We start from the raw sequence: 15,559 nt of genomic DNA on the forward strand, positions 1-15,559 counted from the left end.
ATCCGGCACTCCTATGAAAACTGCGGAAATCGCGCAGCGCTACCTCTCCTACTTCGAGAAGAACGACCACCTCATCGTCCCCTCGGCATCCCTGGTCAGCGACGACCCCTCGCTGCTCTTCACGGTCGCCGGCATGGTCCCGATGATCCCGTACCTCACGGGCGTGGTCCCGGCGCCGCACCCGCGCATCGCCGACCTGCAGAAGTGCATCCGCACCAACGACATCGAGGAGGTCGGGCGCACCGCGCGTCACGGCACGTTCTTCCAGATGCTCGGCAACTGGTCGTTCGGCGACTACTTCAAGGAAGGCGCGATCCGCTACGCCTGGGAGCTGCTCACGAGCTCGGAGGCGGACGGCGGCCTCGGCTTCGACGAGAAGGATCTCTGGGTCACCGTCTACGAGACCGACGACGAGGCCGAGGCGATCTGGCGCGACATCATCGGGCTCAAGCCGGAGCGCATCCAGCGCCTCGGCCGCGCGGACAACTACTGGAACACCGGCCAGCCCGGTCCCGGCGGCCCTGACTCCGAGATCTTCTTCGACCGCGGCCCGGCCTACGGCAAGGACGGCGGCCCCGCTGTCGACGACTCGCGGTTCCTGGAGATCTGGAACCTCGTGTTCATGCAGGACTTCATCGAGAACATCCGCGGCAAGACCGAGTTCGACATCGTCGGCGAGCTGCCGATGAAGAACATCGACACCGGCATGGGGCTGGAGCGCGTCGCCTTCCTCAAGCAGGGCGTCGAGAACATGTACGAGACCGACCAGGTGCGGCCGGTGCTCGACCGCGCCGTCGAGCTCTCCGGCCGCCGTTACGGCGCCGTGCACGAGGACGACGTCCGTTTCCGCGTGATCGCGGATCACGTGCGCTCCTCGCTCATGCTGCTCTCCGACGGCGTCCGCCCGTCGAACGAAGGCCGCGGCTACATCCTGCGACGCCTGATGCGCCGCACCGTGCGGGCCATGCGCCTCCTCGGTGTCGACGACCCCGCGTTCCCCGAGCTGTTCGCCGCCTCCCGCGACGCGATGAAGTCGGCGTACCCGGAGCTGGAGCGCGACTGGTCCGTGCTCTCCTCGGCGGCCTTCGCCGAAGAGGAGACCTTCCGGCGCACCCTGGCGCAGGGATCGACCATCCTCGACCTCGCGCTCGACGAGACGAAGAAGGGCGGCGGGAAGACCCTCAGCGGTTCCGAGGCGTTCCTGCTGCACGACACCTACGGCTTCCCGATCGACCTCACCCTGGAGGTCGCCGAAGAGGCCGGGCTGGACGTGGACCGTGCCGCGTTCGACTCCCTCATGCAGGAGCAGCGTCAGCGCGCGAAGGACGACGCCCGCAACCGCAAGCGCCAGCTCGCGGATGTCTCGGTGTACCGCGACCTGCGCGCGCTGGGCGAGACGGGCTTCGACGGCTACACGGCCCTCGAGGTGGAGTCCCGCGTGCTCGGCCTGCTCGTCGACGGTGCGCCGGTGCGCAGCGCCGCCGAGGGCCAGATCGCCGAGGTCGTGCTCGCCGAGACGACGCTGTACGCCGAGTCCGGCGGCCAGGTCGCGGACAAGGGCACCATCGTGGGCCCCGGCTACGAGCTCGAGGTGCTCGACGTGCAGCGTCCGGTCCCCGGGCTGATCAGCCACACGGTGGAGGTCTCCCGCGGCACGGTCGCGGTCGATGACATCGCGACGACGATCGTCGACGCCGCCAATCGGCGCGCCGCCCGTCAGGCGCACTCCGCCACCCACCTCGTGCATGCCGCCCTCCGCGACACGCTCGGCCCGACCGCCACGCAGTCGGGCTCGCTCAACCGCGCCGGCTACATGCGGTTCGACTTCGCCTGGTCGCAGGCACTGTCGACGGACACCCGCACGGAGATCGAGGAGATCACGAACCGCGCCGTGCAGGACGCCCTCGAGGTGACCACCCGCATCGTGACGCTCGACGAGGCCAAGGAAGCGGGCGCCATGGCACTCTTCGGCGAGAAGTACGGCGACGTCGTGCGGATGGTCGACATCGGCGGCCCGTGGTCGCGCGAGCTCTGCGCCGGCACGCACGTGTCGACCAGTGCGGAGATCGGTCTGGTCAGCGTGGTGGGGGAGTCGTCGGTCGGCGCCTCCAACCGCCGGATCGAGGCTCTCGTCGGCGCGGATGCGTTCCGGGAGCTCGCGGCAGAGCGCGCTCTCGTCTCGCAGCTCACCGCCTCTCTGAAGACCCCGCGCGAGCAGCTCCCGGAGCGGATCGCCGATCTCGCCGCGAGCCTCAAGGCCGCGGAGAAGCGCATCGCGCAGTTCGAGGCGAAGGAGCGAGCGGGACGCATCCCCGCCATCGCCGAGGCCGCGACGCGCGTCGGGGACTTCCGCGTGGCGGCACAGTCGCTGGGTGATGTCGCGTCGGCGGACGATGTCCGCGAGCTCGTCAACGGCGTGCGCGACCGGCTCGGCTCCGACCCCGCAGTCGTCGCGCTCGGGGCGGTCGTCAACGGTCGCCCTGTCATCGTCGTCGCCACGAACGAGGCCGCGCGCGGTGCCGGGGCGAAGGCGGGTGCGCTCGCGAAGCGCGCCGCCGGTGTGCTCGGCGGAGGCGGCGGTGGCCGGGACGACGTCGCCCAGGGCGGCGGTACCGACGCAGCGGCGCTGCCCGCCGCGCTCGAGGCCGTCTCCCAGGCGCTGCGGGGCGCGTGAGCGGTTATCGCCGCGGGGTCCGGCTCGGCATCGACGTCGGCCGGGCCCGCGTGGGCGTGGCCCGGTCCGATCCGGACGGCATGCTGGCCGTCCCCGTCGAGACCGTGCCGCGCGACGAGCACTCGCTGACGCGCATCGCGGAGCTGGCTGCGGAGTACGAGCCGCTGGAGATCGTGGTCGGACTTCCGGTGAACATGCAGGGCGCGGACACGCCGTCGACGGTCGATGCGCGGGAGTTCGCGGCCGCACTCCAGGGGCGCAGTGGCGTGCCGGTCCGCCTCGTGGACGAGCGTCTGAGCACCGTCTCCGCGCATGCGGCGTTGCGGAGTTCTGGGCGATCACAGAAGAACTCTCGTAGCATTGTGGATCAGGTCGCCGCCGTGGTGCTGCTGCAGCAGGCGATCGACACGGAGAAGAGCACCGGAAACCCGGCCGGTGCCCCGGTCCCCGTTGACGAGGAGCCCGCCTGAACATGTCCGAACGCGAGAGCCGTGCGCCCGAGCACGAGCAGAGCACCCGGTTGGGGGATCTGTTCGAGAACCTCCCCGCTCCGTCCCCGCAGGTCCCGACCGCCGCGGATGACACGCCGGCACCCGGATCCCGCCGCGCGGCGAGGGAGGCCGCGGCCCGCGAGCAGGAGGCTCCGGCCGCCCCGGACGCGACGGCTGCGCCCGATGCCGACGTGCCGGCCCGCGCGGTCTCGGCGTCGGCGGCGACCACCGCGGATACGGCCGTGACCGACCACCGGCCGCAGGCGAATGCCGCAGACGCCGAAGCGGTCGTGACCCGCGCGATGCCCGTCGCCGCGACGAACGCGGACGAGGCCCCCGCCCCGGGCCCGCGCCGGTCGACCGGCACCGAAGACCCCGCACCGGCGCTGGGCGGAGGACTCGACGAGATCTTCGCCGCTCAGGACGATGGCCGCGATCACGGCGCTCCGACCAAGAAGAAGCGCCGCAAGGGCTGCCTCATCGCCCTGATCATCGTCCTGGTGATCCTCGGCGGCATCGCCGCCGGCGGCGTCTGGGTCGCGAACACCTTCGGCGACCGCATCGCCGACGCCATGGGGTGGGGCGAGCCGAAGGACTGGGAGCCCGGCCAGGCGACCGGTGAGGTACTCGTCACGATCAAGGAGGGCGATACCGGCGGCCCCGTGTCGACCGCGCTCTACGAGGCGGGCGTCACCAAGACCGAGGACGTCTTCTACGACTACCTCATCGACGAGAATATCGCGGTGACCTTCTATCCCGGCGTCTACCGTCTCCAGGAGAAGATGACCGCCGAGGACGCCCTCGCCGCTCTCCGCAACGAGGAGAACAAGTTGGAGAACTCGGCATCCGTCCCCGAGGGCGCCACCATCGAGTACTTCCTCCCGCAGGTGGCCGAGACGATGGGCATGCCACTCGAGGAGCTCCAAGCGGCTGTGAAGGACCCGTCGGTCTACGGAGTCGAAGCGGACAGCCTGGAGGGATGGCTCTTCCCGGCTGTCTACACGTTCGATCCGGAGACCACGGCAACGCAGGTCATCCAGCGGATGGTCGACCGGACACGCGAGTCGCTGGCAAAGGCCGGTGTTCCGTCCGGCGATGAGCAGCGCATCCTCACCATTGCCTCGATCATCCAGCGCGAAGGTCGCACCGACGACTTCCCCAAGGTCTCTCGCGTGATCGAGAACCGTCTCGCTCCTGGAAACAGCGAGACGAACGGGCTTCTGCAGATGGACTCGACGGCGCAGTACGGTGTCGGAGAGCTGCACGCCGGTGCCGCGGGTTCGTCTGAGAAGGCGCTCACGGACCCGAATCCGTGGAACACGTACATCCACCCGGGGCTGCCGAAGGGGCCGATCGCGACCGCGACCGATGCGGCGATCGACGCGGCGATGCACCCTGCCGACGGTCCTTGGTTCTACTTCGTCACGGTCAACCTCGATACGGGGGAGACGGTGTTCTCGGCGACGTACGCCGAGCAGCAGGAAGCCGAGAAGAAGCTGCACGCATGGTGCAAGGAGAACCCGGATTCCGGGTGCTACGCGGAGTGACGCGTGTGGCTGACGCGGTGAACCGGAGACGGCTGGCGGTCTGGGGCGACCCGATCGGGCACTCCCGTTCGCCGGAGCTGCACGCCGCAGCCTACGCGGTGCTCGGGCTGGACTGGGAGTACGGGCGCCGCCAGGTCGGCGCGGAGGGCTTCGCGGACGCGGTCGAGGCGCTCGACGACACCTGGCGCGGCCTGTCCCTGACGATGCCGCTCAAGGAAGAGGCCTACCGATACGCCGCCAGCCGGGATGCCCACGCGGAGCTGACCGGCGCGGTCAACACGCTCCTGCTCTCGGAGACCCCGGCGGGATTCAACACCGACGTCGGCGGGATCGTCGATGCCCTCGGTGATGCCGGGATCCGCGAGATCGGAACGGCACGGATCCTGGGCGCCGGAGCGACGGCAGCCTCGGCCCTCGTCGCCCTCGCCGACCTCGGGGCGACGCGGGTCGAGGTCGCCGCCCGTCGGCCGGAACGCGCCGCGGGGCTCGTCCGGATCGGGGAGCGACGCGGCGTCGTGGTCACCCCACGATCGCTCGACGAGGCGGAAGGCACCGTCGACCTCACGGTGGCGACCCTGCCCTCCGGCACCGCGCTGCCGCCGGGGAGTGCCGCCCGCCTGGCCGAGACCGGCGGCACGCTGTTCGACGCCGCCTACGCGCCGTGGCCGTCCGCACTGGCGGGATCATGGGGCGCGGCACCGGTGGTCTCCGGACTCGGAATGCTGCTGCATCAGGCGGTCCGGCAGATCCGGATCTTCCTGCACGGCGACCCGGTCACGCCGCTGCCGGACGAGGATGCGGTCCTCGCCGCGATGCGCGCCACCCTCTGAGCGCCGCCCGACGAAACGCGGCACGGCGCGGGCGGAAACGCATGGGAGACTAGAGCACATGCTCCGCGTGCTCACGGCCGGCGAATCGCACGGCCCAGAACTCATCGCCGTCATGGAGGGTCTGCCCTCCGGCGTCCCGGTGTCGTCCGAGACCATCCAGGCCGACCTCGCCCGCCGCAAGCTCGGCTATGGACGCGGCTCCCGGATGAAGTTCGAACAGGACGAGCTCACCATCTCCGGCGGTGTCCGGCACGGGAAGACGCTGGGCAGCCCCATCGCCCTGCGCATCGGCAACACCGAGTGGCCGAAGTGGATCGAGGTCATGAACCCGGAGCCCGTGGAGCTCACCGACCGCTCGCGCGGTCGTGGCGCGCCGCTGACCCGGCCGCGTCCGGGCCACGCTGATCTCGTGGGCATGCAGAAGTACGACTTCGACGAGGCCCGTCCGATCCTCGAGCGTGCGAGTGCCCGGGAGACCGCCGCCCGCGTGGCGCTCGGCGCCGTCGCCCGCTCCTTCCTCGGCGAGCTCGGCATCCGGCTCGTCAGCCACACGCTCTCCATCGGCCCGGTGCGCGTGCCGGATGGCGCGGCGCTGCCGACCCCGGACGACGTCGACGCGCTGGACGCCGACCCGCTGCGGTGCTTCGACCCCGCGACCTCGGCGCTCATGGTCGCGGAGGTGGACGACGCCAAGAAGGACGGCGACACGCTCGGCGGCATCGTCGAGGTCCTCGCGTACGGCCTGCCCCCGGGGCTCGGGTCCCACGTGCACTGGGATCGTCGTCTGGACGCCCGACTGGCCCAGGCACTCATGAGCATCCAGGCGATCAAGGGCGTGGAGGTCGGCGACGGCTTCGAGACCACACGTCGCCGGGGTTCGGCCGCCCATGACGAGCTCTTCGCCACCGCCGACGGCATCGCCCGCGGCACGGACCGCGCCGGCGGCACCGAGGGTGGCATGTCCACGGGGACCGTCCTGCGCGTGCGGGCGGGCATGAAGCCGATCGCGACCGTGCCGCACGCGCTGCGCACGATCGACATCGCGACCGGCGACCAGGCGACCGCGCACCACCAGCGTTCCGACGTCTGCGCCGTGCCCGCGGCGGGCGTCGTCGCGGAGGCCATGGTCGCCATCGAGCTGGCCCGCGCCGTGTTGGAGAAGTTCGGCGGCGACAGCATCCGTGAGACGCGCCGCAACCTGGAGGGATACCTCGAGGGCATTCCCGAGGAGCTGCGCACGGCCCCCGCGTCCGAGGCGGCGCTCATCGCGCATGACGAACGAGGCTGAGCCGCTGACGCTGGTCCTCGTGGGACCGATGGCGGCCGGCAAGACCAGCGTCGGGCGACGGGTCGCGCGGCGTCTGGGGGTCGCCTTCATCGACACCGACAAGCGCATCGTCGCCGCGCACGGCCCGATCCCGGAGATCTTCGCCACGCACGGCGAGGCGCACTTCCGGGAGCTCGAGCGCGCGGCGGTCCGTGAGGCTCTCGCCGAGGGCGGCGTGATCTCCCTCGGCGGCGGCGCGGTCACGGACCCGGAGACGCGCGCGCTGCTGCGTGCGCACCCCGTGGTCTTCCTCACCGTGAGCGAGGCCGCGGTGGCCGATCGACTGCGCGGCGGGACGCGCCCGCTGCTGGCGGGCGAGGACCCGGTCGAGAAGTGGAAGCGCATCTTCGCGGAACGGCGAGGATGGTATGACGAGGTGGCGTCGACCACGTTCGACACCTCACGGCGTCCGATGCAGCGCATCGCGGACGAGATCGTGGCATGGAGGAGAGAACAGCGATGAGCACGACGACCATCAGCGTCACCGGGAACGACGCCTACGACATCACGATCGGACGGGGGATCCTCGACCAGGTGTCGGCGGCTCTCGCGCCGGGCGTCCGCAAGATCCTCGTCGTGCACCCGCCGACTCTCGCGGCCCGCGCCGCCGAACTCCGCGACCGACTCCTCGCCGACACCGCCGATGGCCCGCGCGAGGTGCTGCTCGCCGAGATCCCGGATGCCGAGCAGGGCAAGCGCATCGAGGTGGCCGCGTTCTGCTGGCAGGTCATGGGTCAGGCGGACTTCACGCGCACGGACGCCGTCGTCGGCTACGGCGGGGGAGCGGTGACCGACCTCGCCGGCTTCGTCGCGGCGACCTGGCTGCGCGGCATCCAGATCGTCCAGGCGCCCACCACCGTGCTCGGCCTCGTGGACGCCGCCGTGGGCGGAAAGACCGGGGTCAACACCGCGGAGGGCAAGAACCTCGTGGGCGCCTTCTGGGCACCGCGCGCGGTGATCGGCGACCTCGACGAGCTGGGCAGCCTGAGCCCCAACGAGGCCACTGCGGGGTTCGCGGAGGTCGTCAAGGCCGGCTTCATCTGGGCACCGGAGATCCTCGACATCATCGAGGCCGATCCCGCGCGCGCGGTCGACACCACGACGGAGGAGTTCCGGCGGTCCGTCGAACTCGCGATCGACATGAAGGCGCAGGTCGTCTCGGACGACTTCCGCGAGGCCGGACAGCGCGAGATCCTGAACTACGGCCACACCCTCGGCCACGCGATCGAGCACGCCGAGCGGTATCGCTGGCGGCACGGGGCGGCCATCTCGATCGGCATGCTGTATGCCGCGGAGCTGTCCCGGCTGGCGGGGCGCCTCTCGGACGCCGCGGCGGAGCGCCACCGCACGATCCTCGAGTCGCTGGGCCTGCCCACCTCGTACCGTGCCGGAGCCTGGCCGCAGCTGCTCGCCACGATGCAGCGCGACAAGAAGAGCCGCGGCGGCATGCTCCGCTTCATCCTGCTGGACGACATCGCCAAGCCCACCGTGCTCCAAGCGCCGGACGAGTCGCTGCTCTTCGCCGCGTATCAGGAGATCGGCGCATGAGCATCGCCGTCCGGCGCATCACGCCGGAGGACTGGCGGGAGGTGAAGGCGCTGCGGCTGCAGGCTCTCGCCGACCCCGCCGCGCCGATGGCCTTCCTCGACACCGTCGAGCACGCCACCGCACAGCCCGACCGCTTCTGGCAGGAGCGCGCGGCGAACGCCTCGGGTGACGCGGCCGCGGCGCAGTTCGTCGCGATCGCCGACGACGGCACCTGGACAGGGACGATCACGCTGCTCCCGCATCGCGAGCAGCATGACGCCGGCCTGGTCGTGGGGGTCTACGTGGCGGATGCGCACCGCGGTGCGGGCGTCATCGATGCGCTCCTCGACGCCGCGGCCGCCTGGGCACGTGATCGCGGCCTCCGTGCCCTCGTGCTCGAGGTCCATGTGGACAACGAGCGGGCGCAGGCGGTCTATCGTCGACTCGGCTTCGTCCGGACCGGCGAGATCGAGACCTCCGGCTTCGGTCGGGAGTGGGTCATGCGCCGCGAACTGGCCGACACGGGGAGCGTGCCCGCATGACCGCTCCGCGTCGGCTGCTGCTCGTCAACGGCCCCAACCTGAACCTCCTCGGCACTCGCGAACCCGAGGTGTACGGCACGGCGACCCTCCCCGACGTCGAGCGGATCACCGCCGAGGCCGCCGCGGCGGTCGGGTTCGAGGTGCGGGCGCTGCAGAGCAACCACGAGGGCGTGCTCATCGACGCGATCCACGACGCGCGGGCGGACTGCGCGGGCATCGTCATCAACCCGGGCGGCCTCACCCATACGTCGGTGGCCCTGCGCGACGCGCTCACCGGCGTCGCGTTGCCCTTCGCCGAGGTGCACATCTCCGACGTGTACGCCCGCGAGGAGTTCCGTCACCACTCGTACCTGCACGACGTCGCCGCGGTCCGTGTCGTCGGACACGGCGTCGACGGCTACCCGGAGGCCGTGCGGGAGCTCGTCGCGCACCTCTGAACAGGCGGGATCAGGGCAGGCCGACGAGCAGGACGCAGACGGTGATGCCCACGAGCGTCAGCAGAGCCATGGTGAGGAAGCAGCCGGCCAGCGCACGGAGCCGAGGACGCACAGGCGCCACGGTGAGGCGGATGACCACCATCGCCACCAGGCCCAGCACCAAGACGACCGCCGTGATGAGGCCGACCGTTCCCGCCGCCCCGCCGCTGCGGACGATCCCGATCAGGGGCACGAGGCTGACCGCGGTGAAGATCGCGGCGACGATGAGCCACACCGCCCCGGACGACGTCCGCAGTGCCGGCTGATTCGCCATCCTGGTCGGGTCGCGGTCGCGGTCGTTCTCGCTCATGTCGATTCCTCCTGTCCCGCTCCAGGCTGCCCGGGAGCGGTCGTCGTCGTCACGGGGCTTCCCCTCGCACCCAGGAGCGTCTATCGTGCCCACGCGGCGGCTGGCGCCGGGCATCCCGTAGAATCGACTGTCGGCCGACCCCGGCCCCCACGGACTCAGGAACGGAACTCCTCGCACATGGCATCCACCGCAGACATCAAGAACGGCGTCGTCCTCAGCATCGACGGGCAGCTCTGGAGCGTCATCGAGTTCCAGCACGTCAAGCCCGGCAAGGGCGGCGCGTTCGTCCGCACGAAGCTGAAGAACGTCGTCTCGGGCAAGACCGTGGACCGCACGTACAACGCCGGTGCGAAGATCGACATCGAGAACGTCGACCGTCGCGACTACACCTACCTCTACACCGACGGTGACGGGTTCGTGTTCATGGACCAGACCGACTTCGACCAGATCACGCTGCCGGCCGCCACGGTCGGCGACGCGAAGAACTTCCTGCTCGAGAACCAGCAGGTCACCATCGCCCTCAACAACGGCAACCCCCTCTACATCGACCTCCCGGCGTCGGTCATCCTCGAGGTGACCTACACCGAGCCCGGCCTGCAGGGCGACCGCTCGTCCGCCGGCACCAAGCCCGCGACGCTCGAGACCGGCTACGAGATCCAGGTCCCGCTGTTCCTGGAGACCGGCACCAAGGTCAAGGTCGACACCCGCACGGGCGAGTACCTCGGCCGCGAGAAGTAAGGCGTGAGCGCCCGCACGAAGGCGCGCAAGCGCGCGCTCGACATCCTGTTCTCCGCCGACGTCCGCGGCGACGACGTCGCGGTGGCCCTCGCCGCCGAGGCGAAGCGTGCGGCGAACGAGCCCGCGCGCGAGGCGTCGTGGCTGTACGCCCGCGAGATCGTCGACGGCATCATCGACCAGCGCGACGAGATCGATGAGCAGATCACGACGCACAGCCGTGACTGGAAGCTCGAGCGGATGCCCGCCGTCGACCGCGCCCTGCTGCGCATCGGCGCGTGGGAGATCCTCTACAACGACGAGGTGCCGACCGCGGTCGCGATCGACGAGGCGGTGGAGCTCGCGAAGGAGTTCTCCACCGATGAGTCGGGCGCGTTCGTGCACGGCGTGCTCGCCCGCGTCGCCCGCTCGGCCTGAGCACCGCAGCGACGGTGTCGGCGATGGCGGGCAGGATCATCCCATGATCCGCCCGCCCGCCTCCGCCTCGGGTGCCCCGGGAGACGGGGCGCGGGACTGGCGCGCGCTGTTCGAGGGCGGCGCCGCTCCGGCGGCGACGACCCCGCTGGCCCTCGGGTTCGAGCTGCGCGTCCGCGACGCCCGAGGAGCGAATCCGTGGGCGTCCCGGCCGCAGCGCACCGCGACTCCGCGTGATGTCGCGAAGGCGACCGGAGAGATCCTCCTCGGCATCCGTCCGCTGGAGCGGAGCGCGGCGACGGGATCCTGGGTGCTCGGCTCCGCCACCTGGGACGCGGTACGCCGCGCGCCGGACCAGTACGGTCGGGAACGGTCGCGGTGGTTCGCCGATCTGCTGAGCATCGCGCGGGACACGCTGCTCTCCGGCACGGCCGGGGACTGGCTCGTCGCCGACCTGATCGAGTCGCGGCTCCTCTGGGGGCACCTGCGGTCCGCGGCCGGCCTCGGCATCCCGCTCGTGGCGGCGCAGCGGTCGACGACGCTCGTCCTCGCGGATACCGCGGAGCTGACGGCGGCGGTGTCCCGCGGCGACGACGGCGGCCTCGTGGTCCGGCCGGTCGTGACGGTGGACGGACGCGAGACGCCGCCTGGCAGCATCAGGCCCCTCGGGCGCTCCGGCGTGTACGAGGTCGCGCAGAGCGGGTCGCGCCTCCAGGTGACGCTCGCTGAGCTTCCGCTCGCAGGGCCGGCGCAGTCGCTGCTCCGGGCCCAAACGCTCGTCGTCCCCGCAGAGGAGGAGACGGCCTTCCTCCAGGATGCCTATCCGCTCCTCGCGCGTCGCCTCTCCGTCCGCGCGGTCGGCCGCGTCTCGCTGCCGGACCTCCCCCCACCCCGTGCCGTGCTGCGGGTGGCGTTCCGTCGCGGCGACACCGTGGAGTACGCCGTCGAGTGGGACTATCGCGGCTTCGGGCGGGTGCCTTTCACGCCGGGTCCGGAGGCCGTGCGCGATCCGGAGGCCGAGGCCGGGGTGACGGAGCGGATCCGGAACGTCTGGCAGGAGCACGGCGTCGCGTTCGCCCCCGCGGCGGCGTTCCACGACGTGGAGGCCGCGGAGTTCATGACCCGCGTCGTCCCGGCGCTGGAGGCGGAGGGTGTCGAGGTAGAGGTGTCCGGCCGCCGCAAGACGTATCGCGAGCTCGCCGGGGAGCCGGAGATCACGGTCTCGACCGTGGAGAGCACCGACCCGGACTGGTTCGACCTCGGCGTCATCGTCCGCATCGACGGTCGGAACATCCCGTTCGAGCCGCTCTTCACCGCCCTGAGCGCGGGGAGACGGAAGCTCCTGCTCGTCGACGGCAGCTACTTCTCCCTGAACCACCCGGCGCTCGACCGTCTGCGTGACCTGCTCGACGAGGCCGGAGACCTCGACGAGTGGGAGACGGGCCCACGGATCAGTCGTCATCAGACGGATCTGTGGGAGGAGTTCGAGGACCTGGCGGACGAAGCCCTTCCCGCGGTGAGCTGGCGCGCCACGGCCGAGGGACTGCGCAGCGCCACTCCGGTGCCGGCGGTGCCGATCCCGCCGGGGCTCACCGCACACCTTCGGCCGTATCAGAAGGAAGGCCTCGACTGGCTCGCGTTCCTCTGGACGCACCGCCTCGGCGGTATCCTCGCCGATGACATGGGGCTCGGGAAGACCGTCCAGCTGCTCGCGCTCATCCTGCATGCCAGGGCGGCGGGGGAGGAGCGCCCCTTCCTCGTCGTGGTCCCGACGTCCGTGCTGGCCACGTGGCGCACCGAAGCCGCGCGATTCGCTCCCGGCCTCCGCGTGGTCACCCGGGACTCCACGGCCGGGCCGTCGCCGAGTGTCGCGGCTCGCGAGGCCGACGTCGTGCTGACGACCTACGCCGTCGCCCGGCTCGATGAAGAGGGGTTCGCGGGCGTCGCCTGGGCCGGATTGTTCCTCGACGAGGCCCAGTTCGTGAAGAATCCGGCGACGAAGCTGCACCGTGCCGTCGCCCGCTTCCCAGCCGACGTCACCATCGCGGTCACGGGCACGCCGCTGGAGAACAGCCTGGAGGAGCTCTGGGCGCTGCTGAAGCTCACGGCGCCCGGCCTGTTCGCCTCGGCGCGGAAGTTCCGCGAGCACTACATCCAGCCGATCGAGCAGGGGAAGGTCCCGGAGAACGCGGAGGGCGGACCCTACCGGCAGCGCCGCCTCGCGCAGCTCCGACGGCGCATCCGTCCCCTCGTGCTCCGCCGCACCAAGGAGCTCGTCGCCCCCGATCTTCCGCCGAAGCAGGAGCAGGTGCTGGAGGTCGAGCTGAGCGCGGGGCATCGCGAGCTCTACGAGACGGTGCTGCAACGCGAGCGGCAGAAGGTGCTCGGCCTGCTGGAGGATCTCGATCGGAACCGCTTCATCGTGTTCCGGTCGCTGACTCTGCTGCGCATGCTGAGCCTCGCTCCGGCGCTGATCGACCCGGCCGATGCGCGCCTCGGCTCCCGCAAGCTCGACGAGCTCCTGGAACGGATCGTCGAGCTGCAGGCGGAAGGACACCGCGCGCTCGTGTTCAGCCAGTTCACGTCCTTCCTCGACATGGCGGCGGCGCGCCTGGACGCCGCCGGCATCCCGTACGCGCACCTCGACGGCTCGACGCGGCATCGCGAGCGGGTGGTCACGGACTTCGCGGAGGGGGAGCAGCCCGTCTTCCTCATCAGCCTGAAGGCCGGCGGATTCGGACTCACCCTGACCGAGGCCGACTACGTCTTCCTCCTCGACCCGTGGTGGAACCCCGCCGCCGAGGCGCAGGCCGTCGACCGCACGCACCGCATCGGCCAGCGCAGCCAGGTGTTCGTCTACCGCATGATCGCGACCGGCACGATCGAGGAGAAGGTCCTCGCGCTGCAACGCCGCAAGGCGCGACTGTTCACGGCCGTGCTCGACGACGACGCGCTCTTCGCCCAGGCGCTCACCGCCGACGACATCCGCGGTCTCTTCGACGACTAGACCGTTTTCCCCGGCCCGTCCCGCCGGGTGCTCAGGGAGCCGTCGGTACAATCGAACGGTTCATCTTCGAGAGGAATGCAATGCGGATCACGGGACTCGGCCACGCCGGCATGTTCATCGAGACGGTGGGCGGGAACATCATCTGCGACCCGGTGCTCGGCCCGTCCTTCTTCGGGTCCTGGTTCCCGTTCCCGGACAACCGCGCGCTCGACTGGGAGCGGTATGGACGGGAAGCCGACTTCCTCTACATCTCGCACCGGCACCGCGACCACTTCGACCCGGCGCTGCTGGAGCGGTACATCCGCAAGGACATCGAGGTGCTCCTGCCGGAGTACCCGATCGACGACCTGGAGCAGGACATCCGGGCGCTCGGGTACACGAACATCACCTACGCCCCCGCCGGCGAGATCATCGAGCGCGGGGCGCTCAAGATGATGATCACCCCCCTGCGCGCGCCGAGCGACGGCCCGATCGGCGACTCGTCGCTCAGCGTGGACGACGGCACCGGCTCGATGCTGAACCAGAACGACTCGCACCCGCTCGATCTCGACAAGCTGCTGCACTTCGGGAAGCCCGACGCCTACTTCACCCAGGTCTCCGGAGCGATCTGGTGGCCCATGGTCTACGACCTGCCGCTGGACGCCAAGCAGAACTTCGCCCGTCTCAAGCGCGAGGCGCAGAACAAGCGGGCGATGTACTACATCGAGAAGGTCGACGCGCCGCACGTCTTCCCGATGGCGGGGCCGCCCATGTTCCTCCGCGACGACCTCTTCGACTTCAACGGGATGGGCCGCAACGGCGAGTCCATCTTCACGGACCAGAAGCAGTTCATCGCGCACATGAAGGAGCTGGCGCCGAAGTACGACGGGCAGCTCTTCGTCCCCGGCACGCTCGTCACGATCGACGGCGGTGCGGTGACCACCGAGCAGACGCTCTACACCGAGGCCGAGCTCGCCCACATCTTCGACGAGAAGTGGGAGTACCTGGAGGAGCAGCGCGCGACCCGCCAGCAGGAGATCCGCGACGAGGAGGCGTCTCGCGCCGAGATCATCCCGCCCGACGAGATGCTGGCGGCGATCAAGGAGTGGTGGGAGACGCTGCTGAAGAAGTCGCGCACCATCCGCCTCGGTGTCGGCGGGAACGTCCGCTTCCGCATCGGGGAGCTGGACATGGTGGTCGACTTCCCGCGCGCCAAGGTCCGCGAGTACGCGGGCGAGGAGTGCGTGTACTGGTACACGATCCCGGCCGACCTCGTGTCGACGAACATCCGCGACCACGAGATCGACTGGTCGAACTCGATCTTCCTGTCGATGCAGTTCTCGGTCGGGCGCAGCGGCAAGTTCAACGAGTTCCTCACCACCTTCCTCAAGTGCCTCTCGGTCGACCGGATCGAGTACGTCGAGAACTGGTACCAGGAGCAGACCGACCAGACCGAGGATGCGGAGATCGGCGACTGGGTCGTCCAGCGCCGCTGCCCGCACCTTCGTGCCGACCTCACCAAGACGGGGAAGGTCGACGAGGACGGCATCCTGACGTGCAGCATGCACGACTGGAAGTGGGACCTGAAGACCGGGCGCTGCCTCTCCACGAGCGGCCACCCGATCCGGTCGTCCAAGCTCGACGATGTGACGGATCCCGTGCTCCGCGAGGCGAGCTGACCGGGCGGACCATCGCGGGTC

The 15,559-nt window shown here is 70.6% G+C and carries 14 protein-coding genes; 13 read left to right on the forward strand and 1 reads right to left on the reverse strand.

Going from position 1 to position 15,559, the window contains the following annotated elements; translation table 11 throughout:
- Positions 1–13: 13 nt before the first annotated feature.
- Genes alaS through aroQ form a run of 9 tightly spaced genes read left to right on the forward strand, consistent with a single transcriptional unit; the run spans position 14 to position 9,375 of the window.
- Positions 14–2,674, forward strand: a complete 2,661-nt coding sequence (gene alaS / locus AB0P08_RS07515) for an alanine--tRNA ligase (RefSeq protein ID WP_363589122.1) — start codon at positions 14–16, stop codon at positions 2,672–2,674.
- Positions 2,671–3,144, forward strand: coding sequence for a Holliday junction resolvase RuvX (gene ruvX, locus AB0P08_RS07520; RefSeq protein WP_187661512.1), 474 nt, complete (start codon positions 2,671–2,673; stop codon positions 3,142–3,144). The genes alaS and ruvX overlap by 4 nt, the downstream gene beginning before the upstream one ends.
- Positions 3,145–3,146: 2 nt before the next feature.
- A complete protein-coding gene (gene mltG / locus AB0P08_RS07525) occupies positions 3,147–4,712 on the forward strand; it encodes an endolytic transglycosylase MltG (RefSeq protein WP_363589124.1) in 1,566 nt (521 codons plus the stop codon).
- Positions 4,713–4,717: 5 nt separating this feature from the next.
- Positions 4,718–5,542: a shikimate dehydrogenase gene (locus tag AB0P08_RS07530; protein ID WP_363589126.1), complete on the forward strand. Its 825-nt coding sequence runs from the start codon at positions 4,718–4,720 to the stop codon at positions 5,540–5,542.
- Between the two features lie 58 nt (positions 5,543–5,600).
- Positions 5,601–6,830, forward strand: coding sequence for a chorismate synthase (aroC, locus tag AB0P08_RS07535; protein ID WP_363589128.1), 1,230 nt, complete (start codon positions 5,601–5,603; stop codon positions 6,828–6,830).
- Positions 6,814–7,332 carry a shikimate kinase gene (locus tag AB0P08_RS07540; protein ID WP_336500856.1) on the forward strand — a complete coding sequence of 173 codons (519 nt, stop codon included), beginning with the start codon at positions 6,814–6,816 and terminating at the stop codon, positions 7,330–7,332. The genes aroC and AB0P08_RS07540 overlap by 17 nt, the downstream gene beginning before the upstream one ends.
- The gene (gene aroB, locus AB0P08_RS07545; protein ID WP_363589130.1) at positions 7,329–8,417 is read left to right on the forward strand and encodes a 3-dehydroquinate synthase; all 1,089 of its coding nucleotides are present in this window, start codon (positions 7,329–7,331) and stop codon (positions 8,415–8,417) included. Before AB0P08_RS07540 ends, aroB begins: the two co-directional genes overlap by 4 nt.
- A complete protein-coding gene (locus AB0P08_RS07550) occupies positions 8,414–8,938 on the forward strand; it encodes a GNAT family N-acetyltransferase (RefSeq protein WP_363589132.1) in 525 nt (174 codons plus the stop codon). Before aroB ends, AB0P08_RS07550 begins: the two co-directional genes overlap by 4 nt.
- Complete coding sequence (aroQ, locus tag AB0P08_RS07555; RefSeq protein WP_363589134.1) at positions 8,935–9,375, forward strand: type II 3-dehydroquinate dehydratase; 441 nt, start codon at positions 8,935–8,937, stop codon at positions 9,373–9,375. Before AB0P08_RS07550 ends, aroQ begins: the two co-directional genes overlap by 4 nt.
- Positions 9,376–9,385: 10 nt before the next feature.
- On the opposite strand, the gene AB0P08_RS07560 is transcribed toward aroQ, so the two are convergent.
- On the reverse strand, positions 9,386–9,724 hold the full coding sequence (locus tag AB0P08_RS07560) for a hypothetical protein (RefSeq protein WP_363589136.1): 339 nt from the start codon (positions 9,722–9,724) through the stop codon (positions 9,386–9,388).
- A gap of 177 nt (positions 9,725–9,901) precedes the next feature.
- Here AB0P08_RS07560 and efp point away from each other — a divergent pair, with 177 nt between their 5' ends.
- The 4 genes from efp to AB0P08_RS07580 all read left to right on the forward strand — a co-directional run bounded on the left by efp (position 9,902) and on the right by AB0P08_RS07580 (position 15,538).
- On the forward strand, positions 9,902–10,462 hold the full coding sequence (efp, locus tag AB0P08_RS07565) for an elongation factor P (RefSeq protein ID WP_025103502.1): 561 nt from the start codon (positions 9,902–9,904) through the stop codon (positions 10,460–10,462).
- Positions 10,463–10,465: 3 nt separating this feature from the next.
- On the forward strand, positions 10,466–10,876 hold the full coding sequence (nusB, locus tag AB0P08_RS07570) for a transcription antitermination factor NusB (protein ID WP_101845674.1): 411 nt from the start codon (positions 10,466–10,468) through the stop codon (positions 10,874–10,876).
- Between the two features lie 43 nt (positions 10,877–10,919).
- Positions 10,920–13,880 carry a DEAD/DEAH box helicase gene (locus AB0P08_RS07575; protein WP_363589138.1) on the forward strand — a complete coding sequence of 987 codons (2,961 nt, stop codon included), beginning with the start codon at positions 10,920–10,922 and terminating at the stop codon, positions 13,878–13,880.
- An 80-nt stretch (positions 13,881–13,960) separates the two neighbouring features.
- Positions 13,961–15,538, forward strand: a complete 1,578-nt coding sequence (locus tag AB0P08_RS07580; protein WP_363589140.1) for a Rieske 2Fe-2S domain-containing protein — start codon at positions 13,961–13,963, stop codon at positions 15,536–15,538.
- The last annotated feature ends 21 nt before the right edge of the window (positions 15,539–15,559 follow it).

Origin of the sequence: Microbacterium meiriae, assembly GCF_040686935.1 — a bacterium.
Taxonomy (GTDB): domain Bacteria; phylum Actinomycetota; class Actinomycetes; order Actinomycetales; family Microbacteriaceae; genus Microbacterium; species Microbacterium meiriae.